Consider the following 26,676-nt stretch of genomic DNA (forward strand, 5'->3'; position numbering starts at 1 on the left):
CGCGTGGCCAAGCAGATCACCATCACCAGCCTCAGCCCGTCCGAGCCCGCGCGCTCGCCGCCGCCGGAAGCTCCCGCCGCGCCTTCTGCGCCCTCCCCGGGAGCCGTGGTGTCGTTGAGACGGCTTGCCATTCCCCTTCTCGCCATCACGCTCGTGGGCGCCGGAGTGGCAATCGTGACCGTCGACTGGAACCGTTGGGTGGCGGGCGCATCGCATCAATCGACGGACGATGCCGTGGTCAGCGCCGATGTCTCGACGCTGAGCGCCCAGATCAGCGGCATCGTCCAGAGCACCCCGGTCACCGACTATCAGACGGTGACGAAAGGCCAGTTGCTCGCTGAAATCGATCCGCGGGAATATGACGCGGCGGTCGCCGTCTCGAAGGCCAATCTTGCAGCCGCAAATGCGTCGCTTGCCAATCTCGCAAACCAGGTCGAATTGCAAAAGGCCGTCGTGCAGGTGGCTGAAGCGCAGAACGCATCGGCGCTGGCACAGCAGACCCAGACCGAGCAGGAGTTCCACCGCCAGACCAGCCTTGGCGGCGCGACCTCGCAACAGCTGCTGCAGCAGGCGCAGGCCGCCTATCTGCAAGCCCAGGCTTCGGTCAAATCGACGGCAGCCTCGATCGAGCAGCAAAAGGCCCAGCTGAACGTTCTCAACGGACAATCCCCGCTGCTGCAGGCGCAGGTGAATGCCGCCCAGGCATCGCTCGATACCGCCCTGATCCACCAGAGCTATGCCCGCATCTACGCGCCTTTCGATGGCGTCATTGGCCGCAGGCTCGTCCATGAAGGCGATTTTGTCGCCGCCGGCACCAGCCTCGTGTCGGAAGTGCCGCTTCCGAGCGTCTATATCACCGCGAATTTCAAGGAGACACAGCTTTCCCGGATCACGCCGGGCCGATCTGCGCAGGTTACCATCGACACCTTCCCCGGCCAGTCGCTGCATGCCAAGGTCGTCGGCCTGTCTCCGGCAAGCGGCTCGATCTTCGCGCTGCTGCCGCCCGACAACGCGACCGGAAACTATACCAAGGTCGTCCAGCGCATCCCTGTCAAGATCGTCTTCGATCCCGGCCAGCCGCTCGTTGATCGGCTCAAGCCCGGAATGTCGGCCGTCGTGACGGTGGATACCAAGCGGGACCCGGACCAATGAGCGCGGCTCCGCGCGCCTTTGGTCCGCTGACCAGCGGCACGACGACCAGCCATCCGTTTCTTATCGTCGCAGCCCTGTTGCTCGCCTCCTTCGTGGTCGGCTTCGATACGCGCGTCTTTGCCGTCGGCCTGCCCGATATCCGTGGCGCCTATTCGCTTGGCTTCGACGAAGCCTCATGGCTCAGCACCGTCGCCAACGCGCCGCAGATCCTCATTTCATCGGCGGTCGCCTGGATCGCCACCGTTTTCGGTGTGCGCCGCGTGATGATCCCGACGACATTGGTCTATGCCTGCATTTCGCTCATTATTCCCATGGTCCATGACGGTGGCGCACTCTTTGCGCTGCATGCGGCGCGAGCGCTTCTGCTCGGCGTCTTCATTCCGGCCACCATCATGGTGATCTTCCGTAATCTCGACATGAAATACTGGCTGATTGGACTTTCGATCTACGCGCTTCGCGTCCCGCTATCGCAGAATCTCGGCTTTGTGCTCGTCGGCATCTATGATGATTATCTCGGCTGGCAGTGGGCCTATTGGCAGGATGTGATTGTCACGCCGATCATCGCCCTTCTCCTCATCATCGGTGCTCCCAAAGAAGAGATCAATTCAAGCCTGCTCAAGGACGCCGACTGGGGCGGCATGATGCTGCTCGGATGCTCGATGACGATGATTTATGTCGGTCTCGATCAGGGCAACAGGCTGGACTGGTTCAATTCCGGCATCGTCACCTCGCTGCTGGCAGGCGGCACGATTCTCTTCATCGGCTTCCTCATCAACGAGAGTGTCGTCGCCAATCCCTGGGCGCATGCGAGCGTGATCCTGTCGCGCAATATCGGCATCGGCTATGCGATCATCATCGCCTTCACCTTTGCCAGTTCCGGTGCCTCGATTTCCATTCCGGGCTTCCTGCAGTCGGTCGTCGGATTGCGGCCGATCGCCATATCCGAACTCTACATTTTCGGCGCGGTCATCCCGGTCTTTCTGTTCATCGCATTTGCGATCTTCCTGCTGCGCCGGATCGATGCGCGCCTTTGCATCATGATGGGGTTGGCGGCGATGGCGCTCGGCTCTCTCTGGGGATCAAACCTCTCCATTACATGGGCGCCGTTTAACTTCCTGCCGGCCGTGCTCCTCCATACGGCGGGGCAATCCTTCGCCTTCTTCGCAACCGTCGTCTACCTGATCGCAAATTCCGACCCGAAACGCTCGACGGCGGTATCCGCCTATATCCAGGTAATCCGGCTCGGTAGCGTCGAACTAGCCCTGAGCCTCTTGAACACCTGGTTCCGACAACGCGAGCAGTACCATTCCAATATCCTGACGGGGCCGATCTCGGGATCGTCGAGCAATCTTCACGGCGTATTGGCAAAGCTGGAGACGCTGTTCGGGACAAGCCATCGCGGGAGTCTCGAAGCCCTCTCCGCAGTTGCGGCTGATATCCGTGCGCAGGCAAGCGTACTTGCCTATGCCGATATCTTCGTCCTGTCCTTCTGTTCTGCGATCGCCGGCCTTGCGCTTGTGGCCTGCATGGGCGCCATGCCCTTCGGACCGCTGCATCCCGATTTCCGCAAGAACCCGCCGGCCGCCGACGCACATCCGGCCTCAGCCGGCTGACCGGACGACGCGCGATAGTCCGTCGAATAGGTGCAGTGAGCCGGTGCGAATGCTTTTCGCGCCGGTCCTTCTGCGTGCCGCCGGCTAGCCGTATGCGGGAGCGTATACCTATGGGGAACGGCGACTAGACCTGCGTATAGATGCGCCGATGCCCGCCCGGACGTAGCCTTCTCGCATTGAATTGATCTAGCAGGACACAGAAGCGCCGGTCGGCCTGCCGATAATCAGCAGTCTGACCCCTGGCTTCGGCACCAGCCCGTCAGTTCAGGAGACAGATACGGAGGCCGCCCAATGCCGGCGGCCGTTGCAGCATAATTCAACCTTTAGTCTATGGAGCCGGCAGTGACATCCATCCGTACCGTGATTGAACCCCGTCGTCGCCGGAAACCGGCGATCCTTGCTGCTGCCGCCATTCTCGCCATTGCGGGCGGATCGGCCGCAGCCTTCTGGTTTGCAGGGACCGAGCCGACCATTGCCGCCCCGGAGCCTGGCACGCCGGCGGTGCCGGTCGAGGTCGCGACCCCTGCCGTTACCGACGTGCCTGTCTATCTCGACGGCCTTGGCACGGTGCAGGCGAACTATACGGTCAATATCACGACGCGTGTCGACGGAGAGCTCCAGAGCGTGATGTTTGTCGAGGGACAGGCCGTCAAGAAGGGCGATCTTATCGCTGTCATCGATCCGCGGCCCTTCCAGGCAGCCGACGATCAGGCTGCCGCCAAGATCAAGCAGGACCAGGCCGATCTCGCCAACGCCCAATATCTGCTCGGCAAGGACCAGAAACTGGGCCAGCAGCAGATCGTCACGCAGGAAACCGTCGAGCAGCAGCAAAGCATGGTGGCAAGTGCACAGGCACAACTTGTGCAGGATCAGGCGGCAAAAGAGGCCGCTGACATCTCGCTCTCCTATACGCAAATCCGCTCACCGATCGACGGGCGCACGGGTATCCGCCGGATCGATGCCGGCAACGAGGTCCACACGACCGACACGACCCCGATCGTCACTATCACCCAGACACAGCCAATCACGGTTGTCTCCACACTGCGTGAGGACGATCTCGACGCGGTGCGCGACGCGCTGAAGGCCGGCCCGGTCGAGGTGACAGCAATGTCGATGGACCAGTCGCAGCAGCTTGCGTCAGGCACGCTCTCGCTCATCGACAACGAAATCGATCAGGCAAGCGGCACGATCCGCATCAAATCGATTTTTGAGAACAAGGATGATGCGCTCTGGCCCGGTCAATTCGTAACGCTGAGGGTCAAGCAGCAGACGCTCCAGAAGGCCGTGACCATTCCTTCCGCAGCGCTTGAGCGGGGAGAAGACGGCTTCTTCGTCTACGTTATCGATGCCACCGGCACGGCTGCCGTGCGCAAGGTCACCCCCGGGCCGATCGAGAGCGGTCACGCCGTCATCGAAAAGGGCCTTTCCGGCAACGAGCAGGTCGTCACGTCGGGCCAGTATCGGCTGGATGTCGGCACTCATGTCAGCATTCAACAGGCGGCCGCTACGCAAGCCGCCAGCAAGGAGTAGGCCATGTCGATCTCCTCCTGGTTCATCGAGCGGCCGATCGCCGCCTCGCTCATGATGGCAGGCCTCTTCGGCATCGGTATCGTCGCCTACCCTCTGCTGCCGGTTGCGCCTCTGCCGCAAGTCGATTTTCCGACAATCCAGGTCTCGACACAGCTCCCCGGCGCCGATCCGAAAACGATGGCATCGGCGGTAACGCAGCCGCTGGAACGGCAGTTCGGGCAGATCCCCGGCGTCACCCAGATGACCTCGACGAGTACGCTCGGCTCGAGCGCGATCACTCTGCAATTCGATCTGTCGCGCGACGTCGATAGCGCCGCCCAGGACGTGCAGACCGCAATCAACGCAGCCGGCGGGCAATTGCCGACGGACCTGCCTTCGCCGCCAACCTATCGCAAGGTCAATCCGGCCGATCCGCCGGTCATGGTTCTTGCGCTCACTTCAGATACCCTGCCGCTGACGCAAGTCGACGATTTTGCCGAAAGCGTGCTCGCGCAGCATGTCAGCCAGATCGACGGCGTTTCGCAGGTTCTGATCTTCGGCCAGCAGAAGCCGGCCGTACGGCTGCAGATCGATCCCGGCAAGATCGCCGAGATGGGACTTTCGCTTGAGGATATCCGCAGCGCCGTTACCGGCATCACCAGCAACTCACCAAAAGGCAGTGTGCAGGGTGGAGAGCACACCTACACGATCTATGACAATGACCAGCTCCTGAAGGCCGCCCCCTGGAACGATTCGATCGTCGCTTATCGCGACGGCGCTCCGGTCCGCATCAGCGATATCGGCCAGGCGATCGACGGACCGGAGAACGATCAGCTGGCGGCCTGGGCTGATGGCAAGAGGGCGATCCTTCTGCCGATCTTCAAGCTCCCGGGTGCCAACATCATCGATACGGTCGGTGCGATCCGCGCTGCCCTGCCGCAGCTGCAAGCGATCGCACCGGCCGCCATCCACCTCTCCATCCTCAGCGACCGGACGACCACGATCCGCGCCTCGGTGGCGGATGTCGAAACGACGCTTGTCATCACCATCGCCCTTGTGGTCATGGTGATCTTCATCTTCCTGCGCAATGTCTGGGTGACGGTGATCCCGAGCGTCACCGTGCCGCTGGCGCTACTGGCCACATTGGCGCTGATGTATGCCGCTGGCTTCAGCCTCGATAATCTCTCGCTGATGGGCTTGAGTATCGCCGTCGGTTTCGTCGTCGACGATGCGATCGTCATGGTCGAGAACATCCATCGCCATATGGAGATGGACAAAACGCCGAAACAAGCGGCAATCGACGGCGCGCGCGAAATCGGCTTCACCATCATTTCGATCAGTATCTCGCTCGTCGCCGTCTTCATCCCGCTGCTCCTGATGGGCGGCATTGTCGGCCGGCTATTCCGGGAGTTCGCAATCACAGTGACGATGACGATCGTCGTCTCGGCAATCGTCTCGCTGACCATCACACCGATGATGAGCTCACGCTTCCTGAAGCCGGAAAAAGACGCCCGCCACGGCAGGCTTTACAATATGAGCGAGAAGGCGTTCGACGGGCTTCTTGCCGCCTATCGCTACACGCTCGATATCGCGCTGCGCCATCACCGGCTGACCATGACAGTCTTCATCGCTTCGCTTGCGGCAACCGGCGTCCTGTTCGTCAATATTCCCAAGGGCTTCTTCCCAATCCAGGACACCGGCCTGATCACCGGTACACTCGAAGCCGCGCAGGATATTTCCTTCGCCGAAATGTCGCGCCACCAGCTCGAAGCAGGCAATATCGTTGCCAGCGATCCCGGAGTTGCGACCGTCGGCATGGCCGTCGGCAGCGGAGCGGGCCAGACCGTCAATAACGGCCGCATGTTCATCACGCTGAAGCCTGAAGACCAGCGCGATGCCTCGGCAAGCGAAATCATCAACCGGCTTCGTCCGAAACTCGCGCAGATGCAGGGTGCAGAACTCTTCTTGCAGCCGGCACAGGATATCAATGTTGGCGGACGCGCCTCGGCCACGCAGTTCCAATATACGCTGCAGGACGGTAATGCCGGAGAACTCGACGACTGGGCAGCCAAGCTGCTCGCCACATTCAAGACGCTGCCGGAGCTGACCGATGTCGCCACCGACCAGCAGAACAGCGGCGCTACCGTGACGCTTACGATCGACCGTGACCAGGCATCGCGCTTCGGCATTGCGCCGCAAACGATCGACGATACGCTTAACGATGCTTTCGGCCAGCGCCAGGTCACCCAGTATTTCACCGACCTGAACAGCTACCATGTGGTTCTCGAGCTTGCGCCGCAGTTCCAGAAGTCGCCGCTGGCGATCAACGGTCTCTATATCAAATCGCCGCTGACGGGCGAGCAGGTTCCCTTGAGCCAGCTCGTCAAGCAGACGACGGAGCCGACGGCCGTGCTTGCCGTCAACCACCAGAGCCAGTTTCCGGCCGTTACACTCTCCTTCAACCTTGCAAAGGGGACCGCGCTCAGCCAGGCGGTTGCCGCGATCAGCAAGGCTGAGGCCGATCTCGGCAAGCCGGCAACCGTCATCGGCACGTTCCAGGGCAATGCTCAGGCCTATCAGAGCTCGCTCTCGAGCGAACCGCTGCTGGTGCTTGCAGCGATTGCCGTGATCTATCTGATCCTCGGCGTACTTTACGAGAGCTATTTCCACCCGCTGACGATCCTGTCGACGCTCCCCTCCGCCGGCCTCGGTGCTCTCGCCATGCTCTGGGCCTTCGGCTTCGACTTTACCGTGATCGCGCTGATCGGCGTGATCCTGCTGATCGGCATCGTCAAGAAGAACGGCATCATGATCGTCGACTTCGCCATCGCCGCCCAGCGCGAGCAGGGACTGTCGCCGGAAGACGCAATCCGTCAGGCCTGTCTCCTGCGCTTCCGCCCGATCATCATGACGACAGCGGCGGCACTTCTTGCCGGCCTGCCGCTGATGCTCGGACACGGCACCGGCTCGGAACTGCGCCAGCCACTCGGCTACGCCATGGTCGGCGGTCTGCTCATCAGCCAGGTGATGACGCTCTACACCACGCCAGTCGTTTACCTCTACCTGGAAAAGCTGAGCGAATTCGTCAGCCGGAAACGGCCCGCCACCACCGGCGCCCCAACTCAAGCCCCGGCGGAATAACCCCAATCGACACGAAAGGATTAAAACCATGGAACCTCTTTCTAGACGTACGGTTCTAGCGCTCGGAGCGATGGGCGGAACGGCACTTGCGGCGGGTGCTGCGCACGCAGCGAGCTTCGGCAATCCCGACCAGCCGGCCGAGGGTGCGATCAACGCCAATCCAGCCGGCCTTTCCGATCCCGGCCCGAAGAACCCAGCCATCAACGACCAGTTTCCCTCGTTCGGCAGCCCGCCGGCAACCGATGTCGGCGACATGCAGCTCTTCTGGGGCTCGTTCAACAATGCGCCCAAGCGCATCCAGAACGGCGGCTGGGCACGGCAGGTGACGAAGGCCGATTTTGCAATTTCCGAAGCGGTCTCCGGCGTCAACATGCGCCTTGGTCCCGGCGGCATCCGCGAGATGCACTGGCACCGGGCTTCCGAATGGGCGATCATGACCAATGGCCGCTGCCGGGTGACCGTGCTTGATCCGCAGGGCCGCGCCTATGTACAGGACGTCGAGGCTGGCGATCTCTGGTATTTTCCAGCCGGTTTCCCGCATTCGCTGCAGGGCCTCGGGCCCGAGGGCTGCGAATTCGTCCTCGTCTTCGACGAGGGCGACCAGTCCGAATACGGCACGCTGCTCCTGACCGACTGGCTGGCGCATACATCGCCGGAGCTGCTTGCCAAGAACTTCGGCGTACCACAGGACACGTTCAAGAACATCCCATTGCAGGATCTCTGGATCTTCCAGGGCAAGGAGCCGGGTCCGCTTTCGGCCGACCAGGAAGCCGTCGCTTCTGCGGGCCTGCCGCCCTACCCTTTCACCTACCGGCTGACGGCATCGGCACCGCTGAAGCAGAATGCGTCGGGCACGATCCAGCTTGCCGACAGCAGCATCTTCAAGGTCTCCAAGACGATCGCTGCGGCGATCGAGACGATCAAGCCGGGTGGCGTGCGTGAAATGCACTGGCATCCGAATGCCGACGAATGGCAGTACTGGATCAAGGGCGAAGGCCGCATGACGGTGTTCGATGCCGGCCCGCGCAGCCAGACCGCCGATTTCCGACCCGGCGATATTGGTTATGTCAAACGCAGCCAGGGCCATATCATCGAGAATACCGGCAAGACCGATCTGCAATTCGTCGCCGTCTTCAAGGTCGCCGAATACCAGGAAGTCGGGCTCTCCTCGTGGCTCACGCATACACCGGCCGCCCTCGTTGCCCAACATCTCAATGTCAGCGTCCAGGACATTGCGAAATTCCCTTCCGACCAGCCGGGGATCATGCCCGAGGGCTGACCCCGGGGTATCATGCCCAAGGGTTGATCCCTTGCGCTAAGGCTGCGAGACACCACCTCCGCCATGGCATATGGCGGAGGTTGTTGGCGTTGCCCGAAAACCGGCACTCCCTTTCCGGCCGATGTAAAAAAATCTGCGTCGCTTCGGAATAAAATCTGCGATGCTTTCGTATACTCAATCATGGAACGGAATGAACGCCCCTTCGATGTCATCGGTCAGCTCGCAGCGCTTCGTCGCTACGCGCGCTCGCTGGTGCGCAATTCGGATGAGGCGGAGGATCTTGTGCATGATGCCCTGGTTCGGGCCTTCGAGAAGCGCAAGAGCTTCCGCAGCGGCGGAAACCTGCGCACCTGGCTGCTTTCCGTTCTGCACAATGCGCATATCGACCGCGTGCGGCAGACCCGCTCGCTGACGCGCCGCCATGACGAGGCGGCGGTCGAGGCGGAGCAGTCGCTGCCGGCCGGACAGGAGCATGCGGTGCGCCTGCAGCAGGTGCGCAACGCCTTTTTCAATTTGCCGGAAGAGCAGCGCGAAGCGCTGCATCTCGTGGCGATCGAGGACCTGTCCTATCAGGAAGCGGCCAATGCGCTCGGCATTCCCGTCGGCACGCTGATGTCGCGTATTTCCCGCGCCCGCGCCCAGTTGCGCGAGTTCGAGGAGAAGACACCGCGCATTTCGCATCTGAGATTAATTGGAGGGAACGGCAATGAAGGCGATTGATCCAATCATCGATGCCGATCTCGACGCCTACGTAGACGGCGAGCTCGATGTTGCGCGGCGTATCCAGGTGGAATCCTATCTGTCGGAGAATCCGGCGATCGCCGCCAAGGTCATGGCCGATCTCAGCATGAAGGGCGAGTTGCGCCTGGCGCTGGCAGGCGAGAGCGCCTTTGGCCGCCCCGAAACGCGCGATGCCGCCCGAAAGCTGGAACGCGGTCTTTCCTATGGTCGCATCCTGCATTCGATGCAGCGCATCGCTGCTGTCGGTGTTCTGCTTGCCGCCGGCTGGGTGGCGCATAATTCCTTCGGCGCCTTTACGGCAACGGAAGTCGCAGCTTCTGTTCCGGCACCGGCCTATGTCGAGGATGCGGTGCGCGCCTATCGCACGGCAGCGCTTCGTGAAACCATCCCGTCGCAGACGGCAATGACCTACAGCGCCGAGGAAATCCGCGCTGCAACCGCAATCGTGATGCCCGAACTGCCAAAGGGCTGGAAGGTCGCCGATGTGCAAATCTTCCCGTCGGATTTTGGTCCAAGCGTCGAAATGGCAATCGAGGAGACCGATGGCAAGCGCCTGTCGCTCTTTGCCGTCCGGCCGGGCGCCTTCGAGGTGAAGCCCGTCAGCCACGTTGCCCTTGAAAAGACAGAAGCCGCCTACTGGCAGATCGGCGAGGTCGCCTACGCGCTGATCGCCGACAACAGCGGCACCAATCTCGATCAGGCAGCCGAACGGCTTGCCCGATCACTCTACTAGTTCAACCGAGGAGATCAGTCATGAACCCGATCAATCCCCGCTATGGTTACGGCTCCGGCGCCCAAACACAGACCCTTTTCGATGAAGGTCTGCGCCAGCACATGCTGCGCGTCTACAACTACATGGCGCTCGGCCTCGTCATAACCGGCATCGTTGCCTTCATCGTCGGCTCGACGCCGGCGCTCTACGTGCCGATTTTCCAGACCCCGCTCAAATGGGTGGTGATGCTGGCCCCGCTCGCCTTCGTGTTCTTCTTCTCGTTCCGCATCCAGTCGATGTCGTCGAGCACCGCACAGATGACCTTCTGGGCCTTCTGCGCTGTCATGGGCCTGTCGCTCGCCTCCGTCTTCCTGGTCTTCACCAAGACGAGCATCGCGCAGACCTTCTTCATCACTGCTGCCATGTTCGGCGCGATCAGCCTCTACGGCTACACAACGAAGCGTGACCTTTCGAAGATGGGTTCGTTCCTGATGATGGGCCTGTTCGGCATCATCATCGCCGGTATCGTCAACATCTTCCTGGGTTCGTCGGCCCTGCAATTCGCCATCTCGGTGATCGGCATCGTCGTCTTCGTCGGCCTGACCGCCTACGACACGCAGAGCATCAAGGAACAGTATTCGGAAAACTACGATCAGGAATCGAACCAGAAGCTGGCCGTCTTCGGCGCGCTCTCGCTCTACCTGAACTTCGTCAACATCTTCCAGCTTCTGCTCAACTTCACGGGCGAGCGGGAATAAGGACTGCGCTTCTGGGGGCAATGGAAGCGCAGAGCGCCCGGTTCGAAATCTGTGACAGGATGGCGGATCGGGTGCTCACCCTAAAGAAACGGCCGGGCTTGACGCCCGGCCGTTTTCGTTTGTGGCAACGGCCCGTGGTTTCAGATGATGCCCCAGGCCCGGTAACGGCCGCGACCGGTGATCTCACGAATGCCGATCTCGTTGATCAGGTTCAATGCGCCGCGCTGCGTGACGCCAAGCTCACGGGCGATCATGGCGGCCGACACCATCGGCCGCGACAGGATGAAATCGGCAAGCTGCGGCAGGCTGCTATTGGAGCGTCGGCCGCGAAAGCGCAGCTCCATCTGCGTGCGCGCCAGCGACAGCCGATCGATCTCCTTGAGGCCGGTGATCGCACTCTCCCGCATCGCATCGAGAAAGGCCTGCAGGCGTGTGACCCGGTCACGCGAGCGGCGGCGCTCATGACGGATCTGCTTCAGCCCTGTGTGAAAAGAAAAGAGATGCGAGGCGACCTTGCCTCTGAGACGCAGGCTACTGGCAATCAGCAGGCCACCCAGCCAATGTTGGCGACGCAGCGGCTCGATCCGTTCCCAGGCGTCAAAGAGGATGGCGGCGGCCAGGCTGGGCGGCAGCTCCTCGACGAGCGGGATCAGACCACGCCATTCCCGTAGCCGTTCCTCCTCGTTCCATTCGTCGTCACCGAACAGGCCGAGCGGATCGTCATCGCGCTGCGAGGGCTCGGCCCCCTCCGGCTCTTCCGCAACAGGCTTTCCGGCATGACGGTCGAGAAGTTGTTGCGAGCGGGCGAGCAGCGCATCGAGCTCGGCGATTTCGGCGGCAAGCGGCGCCTCATCGTCCTCATCATCAGGCTTGCTCCCAGGCTCCGCACTTCCCGCGTCTGACACCCTCTCCTGCCCTTCCAATGTGCTGGCAGTCAAAACACTAAGACCTGCTGGGCTTAGCGCCCAGCCGGGATCGGCCGTCTCGATGCGCCTGCGGACACGCAGCACGGAATGGGCAATCGTCAGCTCATGGCTTGGCGCGCGGCTATCCATATGCGCATCGTGCAGAACGAGATCCTCGACATGCACAAGCTCGCCCGCCACCCACAGGGCGCCTGCCGCATCGAGATAATGGCTGCGCTCGGCAAAGCCCTGCCCCACCGGCGAGCGCGCTACCCGCTCATCAAGCCGTGCCAAGCCATCTTCCGCCCCGGCAATGGCTGGAAGCAGCGTTTGGAGCATTGCGGCGTCAATATCGTATCGCATTGTTAGGCTTGGTGGATTCTCACAAAGGGAAGCGAAACCCGCATTTCCTTCCGTCAGTTATCTCATGGCGCACAGACACGGACAATGACGCGATCCCCGCGCCTCGGAAGTTTCCACCGGGTTTTCGGATGGGACCATTTACGAGCGTTGATGAATTGCGCGCACAGGGCAAACGGCTCGCCCCCTCCATGCTGCCTCAACCGGCTTTCCCCGCCTTATAGGCGTCATAGAGCTCATCGAGACGACCAGAGAGATAGGCGCCGAAATCCGGCGCGTCACCGGTCTTCAGGGCGATGGTGAAGGACGTGCCGGAACTCTTGATGCGGCCGGCGATCTTGCCGCCGCTGGCAGGCTTCCAGTCATATTCCGTGCCCTCGGGCTTTGTCTCTTCCTTCTTCGAAAGCTCGGCGATGACAAGCTCGAAGCGGCGGTCACTCTCGACGGCGTTAAAGGTGGAAGAGCCAATCAGCTTGGTCAGACGTGATGCCGCGGCTTCGGTCCAATCCTGCGCAAGCGCCATCCAGCGTCTGCGGCCGATACCGGGGGCGGCTCCGACAGCCTGGATGATATCCGCGGGAATAGCCCTTGCCACGGAGATGAGCTTCGACAGTTCCGTCTTGTCGGTCGAGAGCGCCTTCATGATAACAGGGCGATCGAACTTCTTCAGTTCAAGATTGAGCGCGAAGACGGCGCGCTCGATATAGGACAGATTGCGGCGCGCCGAGTTTTCGATGCCCTGGGCGATCACGAGATCGGTATCGTCGAGCTTGCGGATAACCGCCTGCACCTTTCGGCCGAGCAGCTTGACGGCCTGGAGGCGGCGATGGCCATAGGCGACCTGGTAACGCCCGTCGTGATGCGGATTGCGCCGCACCAGGATCGGCACTTCCTGGCCGTTCTCGGCGATCGACTGAACGAGTTCGTCTTCCAGATCGAGCGGCTCATCAGCGAGGCGATCGCGGATGAAGGAAGAATCGATCAGCTCAGGATCGAGCTCGACGATATGTTCGCCGGACAGCAGGGCCTCCTCCATCGCCCTGCTCTCTTCCTCCATGCGGCCGAGTGTCAGGGCCATGGTGCGCACCGGACCGGCTGCACCGCGCGCAGCGGTTTCCTCGAAGTTGGCCGCGGCCAACTCCTGCGCCGTGTCGGTGAACAATCCCTTCAATCGATCTCGTCTGCTCATGTGCGGCCCCATGCTTTGTGGATGCTGGTGATAATTTCGCCATTGGCGGCGTTAACCGATTCCAGTGCCCGGTCATAGGTGGAGCGGCGAACCTGCCCCTTTTCAATTTCATAGAGGGTCTGTTTGGTCAGGCCCGCATCGGCAATCGCCGTCGACTTCAGGATGGTCGCCGTCAGCACATCATCGCCGAAGAGGCTGCGCAAGAGTGCCACGATCTGCGACTGCGGCGCGTCAAAAGGCTCATGGCGGGTGACGACATATTTAATGAAATCATGCTGCAGGTCGCCGCCGGCCTTGCGCACCACCGACAAGAGGTCGGACGTCATCAACAGGAATTGCGACATGGAGGCGACATCAACCATCTGCGGATGGATGGTGATGAGAAGCGACGTGGCGGCGCAGACGGCGCCGAGCGTGAGATAGCCGAGCTGTGGCGGGCAGTCGATGACGACGATATCGTAATCCGCCTCAACCTCGGCGATTGCATTGCCGACGCGCCGAAAGAATAGCTCCTCCGGCTTCTGGCGATCACTCAAGGCACGCGGCGTTTCATGCTCGAACTCCATCAGTTCGAGATTGCCCGGGACCATATCGAGACCGTCGAAATAGGTCTTGCGGATAATATCCTTCAACGGGCGCCGTTGGGCATCGTAGCGGATCGCGCCATAGAGCGTGTCGCCTTCGCCGAGATCGAATTCCGGCTGGACGCCAAGCAGGGAGGAGAGCGAGGCCTGCGGATCGAGATCGATCGCAAGAACACGATAACCTTCCAGCGCCAGATGCTGCGCCAGATAAAGCGTCGTCGTCGTCTTGGCCGAACCGCCCTTGAAATTGGTGATCGCGATTGTCTGCAGCTTCTCGCTGTCGCGGCGCCAAGGCAGGTAGGAGAGCGCATCCTTCGGTTTGATCTTCGCCATATGTTGGCGCAACTCGTTGATCTGGCCGAGCGTGTAGGAGCGACGGCCATTCTGCGAGACATCCGGCTGCGGACCTTTACCGTCCAAGGAAAGCTGGCGAAGATACCCATCGGAGACGCCGATCATCTGCGCCGCCTCACCCGAGGTGAATGTCCGGAGCGTCTTTTGCGAAAGCGGCGGGAAGAGCCTTTCTCGCAGCAGCTTCAACTGACGTGAGAGCTGCGTGGCGTGCCGTTCGATGCGAACGTCCGTCGTCGATACGCTAATGTTGTCCAAAACACTTGTCCCTTCTTAAAGCGCTTTTCCATCAACATAGCGTCAAAAAGCGTATCGAAGATGACATGATTCGGGAGGTGGCGACAATAAACGGCTCGCTAACCACACAGATAGAAGGTTGGCCGCGGCCAACTTTTGCCTCCACCCTTGCCAAAGACCTGCTTTGGCGGCACAAACCGCCGGAAATCGCGAGGCAGAAAGCGTGCGGCATATCCACATCATCGGTATTGGAACGGGCAATCCCGAACATCTGACCATCCAGGCGATCAACGCCATGAACGCGGCAGACGTCGTGTTCATCCCGACCAAGGGTGCTGCGAAGGCGGATCTTGCCGAGGTTCGCAGGGAAATCTGCGAGCGATATTTGACCCGCGAAACTGTGCGCATCGTTGAATTCGAGATCCCAAAGCGCGCGACCCAGGACCGGAGTTACGTCCAGAGCGTAGACGAGTGGCATGCTGCTATCGCCCATATCTATGAAGGACTGATCGGCGACCTGCCGGATACGGGTGCCGGCGCATTCCTCGTCTGGGGCGATCCGAGCCTCTATGATAGCACGATCCGCATTATCGAACGGGTGCGTAACACCGGATCCTGTTCCTTCGACTATCGTGTCATTCCCGGCATCACCAGCATCCAGGCGCTGGCGGCAAGCCATCGCATCCCTGTCAATCTCGTCGGCAAGCCGGTCGAGATCACCACCGGCCGGCGGCTGAGCGAAACGGGGCTGACGCGTGAGAGCACCGTCGTCATGCTCGATGGCGAACAGGCCTTCTGGAAGATCGACGATCCCGATGCGGAAATCTACTGGGGCGCCTATCTCGGCACGGAGAACGAGGTGATCCGCTCAGGCCGGCTTAGCGATATAGCCGACGACATCCTCCGGCTCCGGGCCGAAGAGCGCGAGCGGCATGGCTGGATCATGGATATCTATCTCCTGCGCAAGGGACGGGACTTCGAAGGGTAGCCATCCCTATATCCCACCCGATCTCGCTTTGCTGCATCCGGCGCGATCATGTAAGACATGGGCCAAAGGATGGATGAATGCACAGCGCTGCCGGCAAGATCTTGGAAGCAGAAACCCCTGATATAACGGGCATGCAGCGTGGCGCCTGCCCGGCGCTCGCAGCCCCCATGCAAACCGGCGATGGCCTGCTCGTTCGCCTGCGGCCAGCGGGCGGCGCACTCACGATTTCCCAGTTCCGGCAGTTGGCCTCGGCAGCGGCGCGACATGGAAACGGTATTCTTGAAATCACCGCCCGCGGCAATTTGCAGATCCGGGGTCTTCAAACCGGCTCCGTCGGGCCGCTGGCAGCCGAGATCGATGCTAGCGGCATCATTGTGCCTGAGGGCGTGGCGATTGAAATGTCACCGCTGCACGGCGTCGATGCCGACGAGATCGCCGATGCGGCAGACATGGAAGCGGGACTGCGCAGCAAGCTCGGCGACCTTCTCAGCTCTCCGCACCTTGCTCCGAAACTCTCCATCCTGATCGATGGCGGTGGTGAGTTTTCACTTTCCGCGCTCATTGCCGATATCCGCATCGCAGCACAGCCCGCCGGGCAATGGCTGGTCTCAATCGCCGGCGATGATGCGGGCGCGACCCCACTCGCCCTCGGCGGAGCAGATGCCGCCGTCAATGCGATCGGCGATCTGCTCCAGATGCTGATTGCGCGCGGCAGCCGGACACGCGCCCGCGACATCGACGCAGCAATACTGCGCGCCCATTATCCGCAGATCGATAGCATCCGATCTACCCGGCCAGCGCCAAGAAAATCGTCCTTCGTCGGTGTCACGAGGCTGGGGAACGGCAGCACGGTGCTCGGAGTGCGCCTGAAGTTCGGTCAGGCAAGGGCCACTGATCTGCTTTCCTTTCTTACGTCAGCCGAAAGCGCTGGCGCAAGGGAAATCCGGCTGGCTCCGGATCGTGGTTTCTTCGTGATTGGTCTGACCGAGACGGCAATGCCGGCAATTCAAGAAGCGGCCATCGATCATGGCTTCAGCGTCACGGCGAACGAGCCTTCCGAGCAGATCGCTGCCTGCGCCGGGGCAGGGGCCTGTGCTTCGGCCTTCTACGATACCAGGGCTCTCGCCAGTCAGTTGATCGACCAGGTTCCCGATCTCTTCGACGGCTCGCTGAAGCTTCATCTCTCCGGCTGTGCGAAAGGTTGCGCGCATCGGCGCGCGGATCTCGCGATTGTCGGTACGGGCGAAGGTTACGGCTTCATCGTCAACGGTCTCGCTGCAGACAGACCGGCTGCAAGGATTGCTGGCGAACGGATCGATTTCGCTATAGAGAGGCTCGCCCGGCTGATCAACGACAAAAGAGGCGCCGGCGAGTCGAGTGCCGATTGTCTGAAAAGGCTTGGGCCCAATGGCCTCACCGAGGCGCTGCAACAGGAATAGCAATGCCAGACTACGATTATATCCGCAGCGGAGACGCAATCTACGAGCGCTCCTTCGCAATCATTCGCAGCGAAGCCGATCTCTCGCATTTTTCGCCCGAGGAAGCCGATATTGCTGTCCGCATGATCCATGCCTGCGGGTTGGTCGAAGCCGCACAGAACTTCGTCTTTTCACCCGATTTCGTCCATGCCGCGCGCATCGCCCTTCAGGATGGCGCCCCGATCTTCTGCGATGCGGAGATGGTGTCGCATGGCGTGACGCGGGCCCGCCTGCCGGCTCAGAACAAGGTGATCTGCACCCTGCACGATCCGCGCACCCACGAGCTTGCTCATCGGACCGGCAATACCCGCTCGGCCGCCGCCATCCATCTCTGGCTCGACCGGCTCGCCGGCAGCGTGGTTGCCATCGGCAACGCACCCACGGCCCTCTTCCATCTTCTCGAACTTCTGCGCGACGGCGCGCCGAAGCCGGCGGCGATCATCGGCATGCCGGTCGGCTTTGTCGGGGCTGCCGAATCCAAGGATGCGCTTGCGGAAAATTCCTATGGCGTTCCCCATGCCATCGTGCGCGGCCGGCTCGGCGGCAGCGCCATGACGGCAGCCGCCATCAATGCGCTTTCGAGGCCCGGCCTATGAGCGGGCGTCTGATCGGCGTCGGCACCGGACCCGGCGATCCAGAGCTCCTGACCGTCAAGGCCGTGCGGGCCATCGAGGGTGCCGACGTGATTGCCTATTTCGCCAAGCAGGGCAAAGGCGGCAATGGTAAAGCGATCGTCGAGCATCTCTTGAAGCCCGGCATTGAACTTCTTCCGCTCTATTATCCTGTCACAACCGAGCTCGATAAAGACGACCCGCTCTACCAGAGCCGCATCACCGATTTCTACAATACATCCGCCGATGCCGTTGCCCTTCATCTCGAGGCAGGCCGCATGGTCGCGGTGCTGAGCGAAGGCGATCCGCTCTTCTACGGCTCTTACATGCATCTGCATGTGCGGTTGTCGCAGCGCTACCCGACCGAAGTCATTCCCGGCATCAGCGCCATGTCCGGCTGCTGGTCGCTCGCGGGCATGCCGATCGTCCAGGGCGACGACGTGCTCTCCGTCCTGCCGGGCACGATGGGCGAGCAGGAGCTCACCCGGCGTCTTGCCGATACAGAAGCCGCCGTCATCATGAAGGTCGGCCGCAACCTGCCGAAGATCCGCCGCGCACTGAAGGCGGCCGGACGTCTTGGCGACGCGCTCTATGTCGAACGCGGCACCATGGCAAATGCCGCAATGGTCAAGCTTGCCGAACGGGGAGAGGGCGATGCGCCCTATTTCTCGCTGGTGCTGGTGCCCGGCTGGGAGGCTCGCCGATGAGCGGGCGGCTATTCGTGATCGGCACCGGTCCCGGTAACCCTGAGCAGATGACGCCACAAGCGCTGGCCGCCGTTGAGGCTGCCACTGATTTCTTCGGCTACGGTCCCTATCTTGATCGCCTGACATTGCGCGCCGATCAGACCCGTCACGCTTCCGACAATCGCGAGGAACTAGACCGGGCAGGGGCTGCTCTGACGCTCGCCACCAGGGGTGCGAATGTCTGCGTCGTCTCGGGCGGCGATCCCGGTGTCTTTGCCATGGCCGCTGCCGTTTGCGAAGCGATCGACAAGGGGCCGGCGGAATGGCGCGGGATCAATCTCACCGTTCTACCTGGCATCACCGCCATGCTCGCCGTTGCCGCGCGCGTCGGCGCACCGCTCGGGCATGATTTCTGCGCGCTGTCGCTATCGGATAATCTGAAGCCCTGGGCCATCATCGAGAACCGCCTGGCGTTAGCGGCGCAAGCCGGCTTCGTCATTGCCCTCTATAATCCGATCAGCAAGGCTCGACCCTGGCAGCTCGGCACCGCTTTCGAACTGCTGCGCCAACATCTGCCAGGCACCACACCTGTCATCTTCGGCCGCGCGGCCGGACGGCCCGACGAGCGGATTACCGTGCAGCCGCTTGAAGGAGCCGATGCCGCTCTTGCCGATATGGCGACCTGCGTCATCATCGGTTCGCCCGAGACCCGGCTGATTGCCCGTGAAGGACAGCCGGATCTGATCTATACGCCGCGCTTCATGGCCGGAGAGACGAGATGATCGATTGCCTCGAGCGCCGCTTCCACCGTTTCGACCGACGTCATGATGGCAGCGGGCGCGCGGGCGATCACGACAACCTTGATACCGAGCAGGCGTGCGGCCTCGATCTTGGCATAAGCCGCCATGCCGCCGCTGTTCTTGGTGATGACGGCATCGATACGATGCTTCCGCATCAGGTCGATTTCGCTTTCGAGCGTGAAGGGACCACGGTCGAGGACGTAGTCGACATCGGCAAGGGCAAGCGGCGGATCGACGGGATCGACGCTGCGCACCAGATAGAAATGCTGTGGGGCGATCTCGGCGTGATGGGCGCCCTGACGGCCGGTCGCCAGAAAGACGCGGCGCGGGGCGGGGCCAAGTGCCGCAATCGCCCCCGGAATATCCGCAACGATATGCCAGTGATCGCCCGGTTCGGGCATCCATTCAGGGCGAACGAGCGCGAGCGCGCGGATACCGGTGCGTTCAGCAGCAATCGCGGCATTGGCCGAAATGCGTTCGGCGAAGGGATGGGTGGCATCGACCAGCAGGTGATAGCCTCCTCCCGTCAGGAAGTTTACAAGCCCCTCCGCACCACCGAAGCCGCCGATACGGACGGGAACCGGTTGCTGGGCGGGAGCCTGCGTGCGGCCCGCCAGCGACAGAAGAATGTCGAACTCTTCCCGCGTGGCAAGTTCTTCAGCAAGCCTGCGCGCCTCGCTGGTTCCGCCGAGGATCAGAATACGGGTCTTCTCCATGTCTGACACTTCCCCCTCCGGCCCGCGCTGGCTCACTCTTATCGGCATCGGCGAAGATGGTCCAGACGGGCTTGGCGAGGAGGCAAAGCGCCTGATTGCTGCCGCACCCGCCGTCTTCGGCGGTGGGCGCCATCTTGAACTTGCCGATACACTGATCACCGGCGAACGCTTTGCCTGGCAGAGCCCCTTCGAAAAGTCGGTCGAGGCGATCGAGGCTCGGCGCGGCACGCCCGTCGTCGTGCTGGCATCAGGCGATCCCTTCCTCTACGGCGTCGGGGCGACGCTGTTGCGCCGCATCGCGGCACACGAAATGCACACCATCCCGGCACCCTCCGCGTTCAGCCTTGCTGCGGCGCGTCTCGGCTGGCCACTGCAAGAGACGGCCTGTGTGTCGCTGCATGGACGCCCGCTCGACCTCATCCGGCCGCACCTGCATGCCGGCAGGCATATTCTGGCGCTGACCTCTGACGAGAAAGGGCCGCAGGCGCTCGCCGACCTGCTTGTCGCCAACCGCTTCCCCGAAACACGCCTGACGGTCCTGGAAGCGCTTGGCGGCGGACGCGAGCGCATCCGTAGCACGACGGCATCGGGCTTCGATCTCGACACGATCGACCCGCTGAATGTCTGTGCCCTCGAAATCGTGGCAGCGCCAGGAGCACGCATCCTGCCTTATACTTCGGGTCTCGACGACGATCTCTTCGAACATGACGGACAGATCACCAAGCGGGAGATCCGCGCCGTTACACTGTCAGCGCTGTCGCCACGCCATGGCGAACTCCTGTGGGATATCGGCGCGGGATCCGGATCCGTCGGTATCGAATGGATGCTGGCCGATCCGTCTCTGAAAACAATCGCAATCGAACAGGCGCCGGAACGGGCCGCTCGCATTGCCCGCAATGCCGCGAGTTTCGGCGTGCCGCAGCTTGCCCTTGTCGAAGGCACCGCACCCGCCGCACTCGCCGGTCTGCCGGCACCGGACGCGATCTTTATCGGCGGCGGCGGCAGTGAAGCCGATGTCATGGATGCGGCGATCGCAGCTCTGAAGCGGGGAGGACGGCTCGTTGCCAACGCCGTCACGCTGGAAATGGAGGCGCTGCTGTTCGCCGAATATGCGGCGCGCGGCGGCGCGCTGACGAAAATCGAAATCACCCGCGCCGCACCCGTCGGCGGCATGAGCGGCTGGCGCCCGGCCATGCCCGTCACGCAATGGCGCTGGATCAAGGAATAGAAGAATGGTCGTTCATTTCATCGGCGCCGGACCGGGTGCAGCGGATCTCATCACGGTGCGCGGACGCGACCTGATCGGCAAATGCCCTGTCTGCCTCTATGCCGGCTCCATCGTCTCGCCCGAGCTCCTGCAATATTGCCCGCCGGGCGCGCGCATCGTCGATACCGCACCGATGTCGCTTGACGAGATCGAGGCCGAATTTCTTGATGCCGCCAATGCCGGCCAGGACGTGGCGCGGCTGCATTCCGGCGATCTCTCTGTCTGGAGCGCGGTCGCAGAGCAGATCCGCCGGCTGGAGAAACACGGCATCGCCTATACGATGACGCCGGGCGTTCCAGCCTTTGCGGCAGCGGCCTCGGCTCTCGGCCGCGAATTGACGATCCCGGCCGTGGCGCAGAGCCTCGTTCTGACGCGTGTCTCCGGCCGCGCCTCGCCGATGCCGAATGAGGAGACGCTCGAAAAATTCGGCGCGACGGGAGCAACGCTGGCAATCCACCTTGCCATCCATGCGCTGGCTGAGGTCGTCACGGAACTGACGCCTCTCTATGGCGCCGATTGCCCTGTCGCCATCGTGGTGAAAGCCAGCTGGCCAGACGAGCGTATCCTGCGCGGCACGCTTGCCGATATCGAGGCGAAGGTGGCAGCCGAGCCGATCGAGCGGACAGCCATCATCTTTGTCGGCCGCTCACTCGGATCAGAAGATTTCCGCGAAAGCTCGCTCTACGACGCCGCCTATCAGCGCCGCTTCCGCGGACGCGAATAGGCTTTTCAGACCTTCGCGACGATATAATCCATGCTCGCCTTCAACGCGGCGCCGGGGTCCTTCAGCGCATGGATTTCGGACGCGAAGGGCTCAAAGGAGAAGGGGCCTTTGTAGCTTGCCTGCAGCAAAGCGTGGATCTGGGCGGCATTACCAAGCCGGTCATCTGCATCGACGAGAATACGGTGTGGATCGCGCATGTCGGAAACGGAAACGGCGGCATCGCTGACGCCGGAAATATGCACGAGCCCCGTCAGATGCGGGAAGAAGGACGTTTCGCCGGCAAGGTGATGGTGGAACGTGTCATGCACCAGCCGGAAGGTCGGCTGCGCGCCGAGCGTCTCGATCGCATCGGCTGCTTCCGCCTTGGAGCGCAGCGAGCAGATTTCGAAGCCGAGCGGCTCGACCAGACCGACAATGCCGGCGGCATCGAGCATGGGGCGGAGTGCCGTCAACGACTGGCGCAGATTGGCCTGGCGCTCGCCATCGGCGCGGCCCGTACCGTCATTCTTGGGAACCAGCACCAGCGCCTGCGAGCCGACAGCCCTTGCATAATCGATCAGCTCGCGAGCTTCCCGCTCGCGCGTCGCATTCCATTCGTTGAAGCGCTGCAGCGCGTTGATCGAGATGATCGCAACGCCGTGGCGGGCCGCCGCCTCCTTGATGACCTCAGGCTTTGTACCATCGAGAATGGCATTGCCGGCGAGATCGTTGCGGATTTCCACCGCATCGATGCCGAGCGAGGCGGCAAGCGCAAAGAAATCCTCGATCGAAAGCGAAGGTGCTGCCATATGGTTCAGCGCGAAACGAATGGATGCCATGCGAAATCTCCTTCTCGCCCCTCGTGAGTGAGAAGCAGTATGAATGTCTGATCGAATCTCTACTGGAATTTATCCGCCAATCCATCTGTTGCGCGGCATCAAAGCCTATCATCGCTGATAGATTTTCTGGAGCGATGATAGAATTCCATCATTCTAGAACAGCCTGTTTCGCAATTGCGGGCGCAAAACCGCTACGCACTTGTGGTGGAATTGCTCTAGATATTCTCAGGCAGAAAGATCTCGAAGGGCAGGAAGGACTGGCCGGGGATGGCGATCTCGCCCTGTTCCAGCGCGCCGGTCATCAGCGCCACCACTTCCTTGCAGAGCGCCGGCAGCGGCGTTCCAATCGCCATGGTGACGATGCCGTCGGCAAGGCCTGCCTTGCTGTCGGCGGTCAGCTCGTTGACAACAAGCACAATGCGGCCGCCGATCTCCTCTTCCCGGAATGCCGAGATCGCCCCTTCCATGCCGCCGCCACAGACATAGAGGCCGACGAGATCGGGATGTTTCTGCAGGAGCGTCAATGTCGCCTCATGGGTGATCTCAGGCGTTTCCAGATTGATCAGCGTTTCGACCACCTCGAAATCAGGCGCCTCCTCGCGGAAATAGGAGCGGAAGCCCATTTCGCGAAGCTCGTGGCCATGAAAACGGTGACTGCCGACGAAGCAGGCGACCTTGCCAGGCCGGCGGGCAGCTTTGGCAATCATCCAGGCGGCGGAGCGACCAACCTTGCGGTTGTTGACGCCGACATAGGCGTCCCGCACCCCTGTCGCGAGATCGGACAGCAGCGAGAAGACCGGAACGCCGCGCGCCTTTAACTCCTCGACGGCTGCCGTCACGGCCGGATAATCCGGCCCGACAAGCGCGACCGCCTGGCTGCGGGCGCCGAGCAGCTTGATCTTTTCGATGATGGCGGCGGGCGTAGCCGCAGCGGGATATTCCACTTGCGTCTGGATCCGCGCAGTTGTGACGTTGCGGGCCGCCGTTTCGATCTCGCGGGCAAAGGCCTGATAGAAAGGCTGCGTCGGCTTCTGCAGCAGGAAGGCCAGCCGATATTGTGGCAGATCCTCGAAGACGCGCTGCCGGATCAGGCCGACGGCATGGTAGCCGATCGATTGCGCGGCATCATAGACACGACGCGCCGTTTCCTCGCGCACCCGATGGCGGCCGTTCAGCACGCGATCGACGGTCGCAACACTAACGCCGGAGACCTGAGCGAGATCGGAGATGGTTGGGCGGCGCATAGCTATTCCTGATGGTTTTCAATCATGAATGAAAGCCGTCTTTGATGGCTTTTGATAGAATATATCAAGCCTGCATTGAGCGCCTTTCGAAGTCAACCTATTCTCCTGATCCAAGAGCTGATGAGGAGGAAGGCATGGCTGGCGAGGCAACGAAGCGCGATTACAGCCTTTTGGGAGAGAGCGGCAGGACGGCGGTCGAAACCGGTCTTGCGGCCGCGCAATGGTATCATACCGATATTGCCCGCAAGGAGATGAAGGCGCTGATGCAGCGCTCCGACGACCAGGCGATCCGTGACACCGCGCTCTGGCTCGGCAGTATGGTGATCTTTGCCGCGCTCGGCATTTTCTTCTGGGGCTCCTGGATCGCCGTGCCTTTTTTCCTCGCCTATGGTGTGCTCTACGGTTCGGCCTCCGACAGCCGCTGGCACGAATGCGGCCACGGCACCGCCTTCAAGACGCGCTGGATGAACGATGTCGTCTACCAGATCGCCTGCTTCATGATCATGCGCAATCCGGTGACCTGGCGCTGGAGCCATGCGCGCCACCATACCGACACCGTCATCGTCGGCCGCGATCCTGAGATCGCCGTCATGCGCCCGCCCGATCTCTTTCGGCTGATCCTGAATTTCTTCGGCATTCTCGATGCCTGGCATGCCGTCATCGACATGGTCCGAAATTCGGCCGGCATCATCAGTGCGGCGGAAAAGACCTTCATCCCTCAGATGGAACAGCCGAAGGCGATCCGCATTGCGCGTATCTGGCTTGCGATCTACGCCGTCGCCATTGCGCTTGCGTTTTACCTGGGCTCGATCCTGCCCCTGATGCTGATCGGCCTGCCGCGCCTCTATGGCGCCTGGCATCACGTGCTGACCGGCCTGCTGCAGCATGGTGGGCTTGCAGACAATGTCATCGACCACCGCCTGAACAGCCGCACGGTCTACATGAACCCGATCAGCCGCTTCATCTACTGGAACATGAACTACCACGTCGAACACCACATGTTCCCGATGGTGCCCTACCACGCGCTGCCGAAGCTGCATGCGATGATCAAGCACGACCTGCCGGCGCCCAATCCGTCGATCTGGTCCGGCTATAGGGAGATGATCCCGGCCTTTCTGCGCCAGCTTCGCAACGAAGATTATTTCCTGAAGCGGGAACTGCCGGCGACAGCGCGACCCTATCGCGAGGAATTTCACGCCGAGCTGGCGCCTGCAGCCCAGTAGGCTGCTCAATAGAACAAGATCGAGGGAGGAAAAGAGATGAACGGAAACTGGATCGAGGTTTGCGGCAAGGACGAGATCGACGAGGAGGATGTCATCCGCTTCGACCATGGCGGGCGCACCTTCGCGGTCTATCGCAGCCCGGACGATGAGTTCTTTGCGACTGATGGGCTCTGTACCCATGAGCAGATCCATCTCGCCGACGGCCTCGTCATGGACGAGATCATCGAATGTCCCAAGCACAATGGCCGCTTCAACTACAAGACGGGCGAGGCCAAGGGCGCCCCCGTCTGCGTCAACCTCAAAACCTATCCCGTCAAGATCGAAGGCGGCGCCGTCTTCATCGCGATCTGAGGTGCGCCATGGCCCATTTTGTCATCCTGGGGGCAGGGGAATGCGGGGCACGCGCCGCCTTCGCGCTGCGGGAAAAGGGATTTGACGGTGAGATCACGCTCGTCGGTTCCGAACCGCACGCTCCCTATGAGCGCCCGCCGCTCTCCAAAGCCGGCCTTGCCGGCAATGTCGATCCGAAATTCATCGCCGCACAGGAAACCTATGAGGCCGGCAATATCCGCCTGCTGACTGGTATCACGGCAACCGGCCTCGATGCCGCGGTCCATACCGTTACCCTGTCAGACGGCAATCGCCTCAACTATGACCGGCTGCTGCTTGCAACGGGCGCCAGCGCCCGCGCCTTTCCCAATGCTCCCAGTGAAAGCAGCCATATCCGCCTCCTGCGCACGCATCATGATGCGGTGACGCTGCGCGCCATGCTGCAGCCCGGCAAGCGGCTTGCCGTCATCGGCGGCGGCTTCATCGGCCTGGAGGTTGCAGCAACCGCGCGTCAGCTCGGCGCCGATGTCGTTCTCGTCGAAGGGCTGGAGCGGGTGCTGAAGCGCGGCGTTCCCGAGGATGTCGCCCATCTTGTCGCCGAGCGCCACCGTGCAGAGGGCGTCGATCTGCGCTGCGGTGTCTCCATCGAATCCCTGACCGAGCGGGAGGGCAAGGCTGTCATCCGGCTTTCCAACGAAGAGACGGTCGAGGCCGACATTGCGCTTGTCGGCATCGGCGCCCGGCCGAATACCGAGCTTGCCGAAGCGGCCGGACTTCATACCGACAACGGCATTGCCGTCGATGATCGGCTGCGCACCTCCGCCGCCGATATATTCGCTGCCGGCGACTGCTGCTCCTTTCCACTCACAATCTATGGCGGCCGGCGTGTGCGGTTGGAATCCTGGCGCAATGCGCAGGAACAGGGCACGCTTGCCGCTGCCAACATGCTGGGCGCCGATGAGCCGGTCTCCGCCGTGCCGTGGTTCTGGTCGGATCAGTATGAGATGACGTTGCAGATAACAGGGCTTGCCGATGGCGCAGTCGCCCATCTGCGCCGCGATCTCGGCGAGGGGGCCTTCATCCTTTTCCATCTCGATGCCGAGGGCCGGCTGATCGCAGCAAGCGGCATCGGACCCGGCAATGCGGTCGCCCGCGACATCCGTCTGGCGGAAATGCTGATTGCCGCACGCGCCCATCCCGATCCGGCCGCGCTGACGGCCAGCAACGTCAAGCTGAAGACGCTTCTCGCCGCCTGATCGC

The 26,676-nt window shown here is 61.9% G+C and carries 24 protein-coding genes; 18 read left to right on the forward strand and 6 right to left on the reverse strand.

From position 1 onward, the window contains the following. Positions 1–3 precede the first annotated feature (3 nt). From J2X71_RS06130 to J2X71_RS06165, 8 genes are all read left to right on the forward strand, one after another. On the forward strand, positions 4–1,152 hold the full coding sequence (locus J2X71_RS06130; RefSeq protein WP_405049684.1) for an HlyD family secretion protein: 1,149 nt from the start codon (positions 4–6) through the stop codon (positions 1,150–1,152). Continuing rightward, on the forward strand, positions 1,149–2,765 hold the full coding sequence (locus J2X71_RS06135) for an MFS transporter (RefSeq protein WP_310380148.1): 1,617 nt from the start codon (positions 1,149–1,151) through the stop codon (positions 2,763–2,765). Before J2X71_RS06130 ends, J2X71_RS06135 begins: the two co-directional genes overlap by 4 nt. A 342-nt stretch (positions 2,766–3,107) precedes the next feature. Next, a complete protein-coding gene (locus J2X71_RS06140) occupies positions 3,108–4,295 on the forward strand; it encodes an efflux RND transporter periplasmic adaptor subunit (RefSeq protein ID WP_310380150.1) in 1,188 nt (395 codons plus the stop codon). A gap of 3 nt (positions 4,296–4,298) precedes the next feature. Next, on the forward strand, positions 4,299–7,415 hold the full coding sequence (locus J2X71_RS06145) for an efflux RND transporter permease subunit (protein ID WP_310380152.1): 3,117 nt from the start codon (positions 4,299–4,301) through the stop codon (positions 7,413–7,415). Positions 7,416–7,443: 28 nt separating this feature from the next. After that, positions 7,444–8,694, forward strand: coding sequence for an oxalate decarboxylase family bicupin (locus J2X71_RS06150; RefSeq protein ID WP_310380154.1), 1,251 nt, complete (start codon positions 7,444–7,446; stop codon positions 8,692–8,694). Positions 8,695–8,874: 180 nt separating this feature from the next. Further along, positions 8,875–9,414, forward strand: coding sequence for a sigma-70 family RNA polymerase sigma factor (locus J2X71_RS06155; RefSeq protein WP_310380156.1), 540 nt, complete (start codon positions 8,875–8,877; stop codon positions 9,412–9,414). Continuing rightward, the gene (locus J2X71_RS06160; RefSeq protein WP_310380157.1) at positions 9,401–10,168 is read left to right on the forward strand and encodes an anti-sigma factor; all 768 of its coding nucleotides are present in this window, start codon (positions 9,401–9,403) and stop codon (positions 10,166–10,168) included. Before J2X71_RS06155 ends, J2X71_RS06160 begins: the two co-directional genes overlap by 14 nt. Before the next feature lie 20 nt (positions 10,169–10,188). After that, complete coding sequence (locus J2X71_RS06165; RefSeq protein ID WP_113185105.1) at positions 10,189–10,905, forward strand: Bax inhibitor-1/YccA family protein; 717 nt, start codon at positions 10,189–10,191, stop codon at positions 10,903–10,905. A gap of 140 nt (positions 10,906–11,045) precedes the next feature. Here the strand turns inward: J2X71_RS06165 and J2X71_RS06170 are convergent, their stop codons facing one another. The 3 genes from J2X71_RS06170 to repA all read right to left on the reverse strand — a co-directional run bounded on the left by J2X71_RS06170 (position 11,046) and on the right by repA (position 14,552). Then, on the reverse strand, positions 11,046–12,173 hold the full coding sequence (locus tag J2X71_RS06170) for an RHE_PE00001 family protein (RefSeq protein ID WP_310380159.1): 1,128 nt from the start codon (positions 12,171–12,173) through the stop codon (positions 11,046–11,048). Positions 12,174–12,369: 196 nt separating this feature from the next. Next, the gene (gene repB / locus J2X71_RS06175; RefSeq protein ID WP_310380161.1) at positions 12,370–13,359 is read right to left on the reverse strand and encodes a plasmid partitioning protein RepB; all 990 of its coding nucleotides are present in this window, start codon (positions 13,357–13,359) and stop codon (positions 12,370–12,372) included. Beyond that, a complete protein-coding gene (gene repA, locus J2X71_RS06180; RefSeq protein WP_310380164.1) occupies positions 13,356–14,552 on the reverse strand; it encodes a plasmid partitioning protein RepA in 1,197 nt (398 codons plus the stop codon). Before repA ends, repB begins: the two co-directional genes overlap by 4 nt. Before the next feature lie 202 nt (positions 14,553–14,754). Here repA and cobF point away from each other — a divergent pair, with 202 nt between their 5' ends. The 5 genes from cobF (at position 14,755) to J2X71_RS06205 (ending at position 19,076) form a co-directional block, all read left to right on the forward strand. Further along, the gene (gene cobF, locus J2X71_RS06185) at positions 14,755–15,519 is read left to right on the forward strand and encodes a precorrin-6A synthase (deacetylating) (protein WP_310380166.1); all 765 of its coding nucleotides are present in this window, start codon (positions 14,755–14,757) and stop codon (positions 15,517–15,519) included. 77 nt (positions 15,520–15,596) lie between these two features. Continuing rightward, a complete protein-coding gene (gene cobG, locus J2X71_RS06190) occupies positions 15,597–16,958 on the forward strand; it encodes a precorrin-3B synthase (protein ID WP_310380168.1) in 1,362 nt (453 codons plus the stop codon). Positions 16,959–16,960: 2 nt separating this feature from the next. Beyond that, positions 16,961–17,593, forward strand: coding sequence for a precorrin-8X methylmutase (locus J2X71_RS06195; protein ID WP_310380170.1), 633 nt, complete (start codon positions 16,961–16,963; stop codon positions 17,591–17,593). Continuing rightward, positions 17,590–18,315 (forward strand): precorrin-2 C(20)-methyltransferase, encoded by a 726-nt coding sequence (locus J2X71_RS06200; protein WP_310380172.1) that lies wholly within the window; start codon positions 17,590–17,592, stop codon positions 18,313–18,315. The genes J2X71_RS06195 and J2X71_RS06200 overlap by 4 nt, the downstream gene beginning before the upstream one ends. Then, positions 18,312–19,076, forward strand: coding sequence for a precorrin-3B C(17)-methyltransferase (locus J2X71_RS06205; RefSeq protein ID WP_310380174.1), 765 nt, complete (start codon positions 18,312–18,314; stop codon positions 19,074–19,076). Before J2X71_RS06200 ends, J2X71_RS06205 begins: the two co-directional genes overlap by 4 nt. Here the strand turns inward: J2X71_RS06205 and J2X71_RS06210 are convergent. Further along, on the reverse strand, positions 19,040–19,810 hold the full coding sequence (locus tag J2X71_RS06210) for a cobalt-precorrin-6A reductase (protein WP_310380175.1): 771 nt from the start codon (positions 19,808–19,810) through the stop codon (positions 19,040–19,042). The genes J2X71_RS06205 and J2X71_RS06210 overlap by 37 nt on opposite strands. Here J2X71_RS06210 and cbiE point away from each other — a divergent pair. Continuing rightward, positions 19,809–21,038: a precorrin-6y C5,15-methyltransferase (decarboxylating) subunit CbiE gene (cbiE, locus tag J2X71_RS06215; protein ID WP_310380176.1), complete on the forward strand. Its 1,230-nt coding sequence runs from the start codon at positions 19,809–19,811 to the stop codon at positions 21,036–21,038. The genes J2X71_RS06210 and cbiE overlap by 2 nt on opposite strands. A 4-nt stretch (positions 21,039–21,042) precedes the next feature. Next, positions 21,043–21,801, forward strand: coding sequence for a precorrin-4 C(11)-methyltransferase (gene cobM / locus J2X71_RS06220; RefSeq protein WP_310380178.1), 759 nt, complete (start codon positions 21,043–21,045; stop codon positions 21,799–21,801). Positions 21,802–21,806: 5 nt separating this feature from the next. Here the strand turns inward: cobM and J2X71_RS06225 are convergent, their stop codons facing one another. After that, complete coding sequence (locus J2X71_RS06225; RefSeq protein WP_310380180.1) at positions 21,807–22,619, reverse strand: TIM barrel protein; 813 nt, start codon at positions 22,617–22,619, stop codon at positions 21,807–21,809. 215 nt (positions 22,620–22,834) lie between these two features. After that, entirely contained in the window at positions 22,835–23,863 is a 1,029-nt protein-coding gene (locus J2X71_RS06230) for a LacI family DNA-binding transcriptional regulator (RefSeq protein WP_310380182.1), read from the reverse strand. Positions 23,864–23,997: 134 nt separating this feature from the next. Between J2X71_RS06230 and J2X71_RS06235 the strand changes: the two genes are divergently transcribed. From J2X71_RS06235 to J2X71_RS06245, 3 genes are read left to right on the forward strand one after another with little or no spacing between them, the layout of a single operon-like run. Continuing rightward, a complete protein-coding gene (locus J2X71_RS06235) occupies positions 23,998–25,086 on the forward strand; it encodes a fatty acid desaturase family protein (RefSeq protein ID WP_310380184.1) in 1,089 nt (362 codons plus the stop codon). A 36-nt stretch (positions 25,087–25,122) separates the two neighbouring features. Continuing rightward, positions 25,123–25,437, forward strand: coding sequence for a MocE family 2Fe-2S type ferredoxin (locus tag J2X71_RS06240; RefSeq protein WP_113320291.1), 315 nt, complete (start codon positions 25,123–25,125; stop codon positions 25,435–25,437). A gap of 8 nt (positions 25,438–25,445) precedes the next feature. Further along, positions 25,446–26,672 carry an FAD-dependent oxidoreductase gene (locus J2X71_RS06245; RefSeq protein ID WP_310380187.1) on the forward strand — a complete coding sequence of 409 codons (1,227 nt, stop codon included), beginning with the start codon at positions 25,446–25,448 and terminating at the stop codon, positions 26,670–26,672. Positions 26,673–26,676: the final 4 nt, after the last annotated feature.

The organism is Rhizobium sp. 1399 (assembly GCF_031455475.1).
In the GTDB taxonomy this organism is placed as follows: Bacteria; Pseudomonadota; Alphaproteobacteria; order Rhizobiales; family Rhizobiaceae; genus Rhizobium.

What these genes read in the sequence shown, in the direction of transcription:
- cobM (WP_310380178.1), top strand. Translation starts at nt 21,043, where the DNA reads ATGGTCGTTCATTTCATCGGCGCCGGACCGGGTGCAGCGGATCTCATC.
- J2X71_RS06210 (WP_310380175.1), bottom strand. Translation starts at nt 19,810, where the DNA reads ATGGAGAAGACCCGTATTCTGATCCTCGGCGGAACCAGCGAGGCGCGC.
- J2X71_RS06160 (WP_310380157.1), top strand. Translation starts at nt 9,401, where the DNA reads ATGAAGGCGATTGATCCAATCATCGATGCCGATCTCGACGCCTACGTA.
- J2X71_RS06245 (WP_310380187.1), top strand. Translation starts at nt 25,446, where the DNA reads ATGGCCCATTTTGTCATCCTGGGGGCAGGGGAATGCGGGGCACGCGCC.
- repB (WP_310380161.1), bottom strand. Translation starts at nt 13,359, where the DNA reads ATGAGCAGACGAGATCGATTGAAGGGATTGTTCACCGACACGGCGCAG.
- J2X71_RS06165 (WP_113185105.1), top strand. Translation starts at nt 10,189, where the DNA reads ATGAACCCGATCAATCCCCGCTATGGTTACGGCTCCGGCGCCCAAACA.
- J2X71_RS06235 (WP_310380184.1), top strand. Translation starts at nt 23,998, where the DNA reads ATGGCTGGCGAGGCAACGAAGCGCGATTACAGCCTTTTGGGAGAGAGC.
- J2X71_RS06135 (WP_310380148.1), top strand. Translation starts at nt 1,149, where the DNA reads ATGAGCGCGGCTCCGCGCGCCTTTGGTCCGCTGACCAGCGGCACGACG.
- J2X71_RS06230 (WP_310380182.1), bottom strand. Translation starts at nt 23,863, where the DNA reads ATGCGCCGCCCAACCATCTCCGATCTCGCTCAGGTCTCCGGCGTTAGT.
- J2X71_RS06200 (WP_310380172.1), top strand. Translation starts at nt 17,590, where the DNA reads ATGAGCGGGCGTCTGATCGGCGTCGGCACCGGACCCGGCGATCCAGAG.
- J2X71_RS06195 (WP_310380170.1), top strand. Translation starts at nt 16,961, where the DNA reads ATGCCAGACTACGATTATATCCGCAGCGGAGACGCAATCTACGAGCGC.
- J2X71_RS06145 (WP_310380152.1), top strand. Translation starts at nt 4,299, where the DNA reads ATGTCGATCTCCTCCTGGTTCATCGAGCGGCCGATCGCCGCCTCGCTC.
- J2X71_RS06170 (WP_310380159.1), bottom strand. Translation starts at nt 12,173, where the DNA reads ATGCGATACGATATTGACGCCGCAATGCTCCAAACGCTGCTTCCAGCC.
- J2X71_RS06150 (WP_310380154.1), top strand. Translation starts at nt 7,444, where the DNA reads ATGGAACCTCTTTCTAGACGTACGGTTCTAGCGCTCGGAGCGATGGGC.
- cbiE (WP_310380176.1), top strand. Translation starts at nt 19,809, where the DNA reads ATGTCTGACACTTCCCCCTCCGGCCCGCGCTGGCTCACTCTTATCGGC.
- J2X71_RS06205 (WP_310380174.1), top strand. Translation starts at nt 18,312, where the DNA reads ATGAGCGGGCGGCTATTCGTGATCGGCACCGGTCCCGGTAACCCTGAG.
- J2X71_RS06155 (WP_310380156.1), top strand. Translation starts at nt 8,875, where the DNA reads ATGGAACGGAATGAACGCCCCTTCGATGTCATCGGTCAGCTCGCAGCG.
- J2X71_RS06240 (WP_113320291.1), top strand. Translation starts at nt 25,123, where the DNA reads ATGAACGGAAACTGGATCGAGGTTTGCGGCAAGGACGAGATCGACGAG.
- cobG (WP_310380168.1), top strand. Translation starts at nt 15,597, where the DNA reads ATGCACAGCGCTGCCGGCAAGATCTTGGAAGCAGAAACCCCTGATATA.
- J2X71_RS06225 (WP_310380180.1), bottom strand. Translation starts at nt 22,619, where the DNA reads ATGGCATCCATTCGTTTCGCGCTGAACCATATGGCAGCACCTTCGCTT.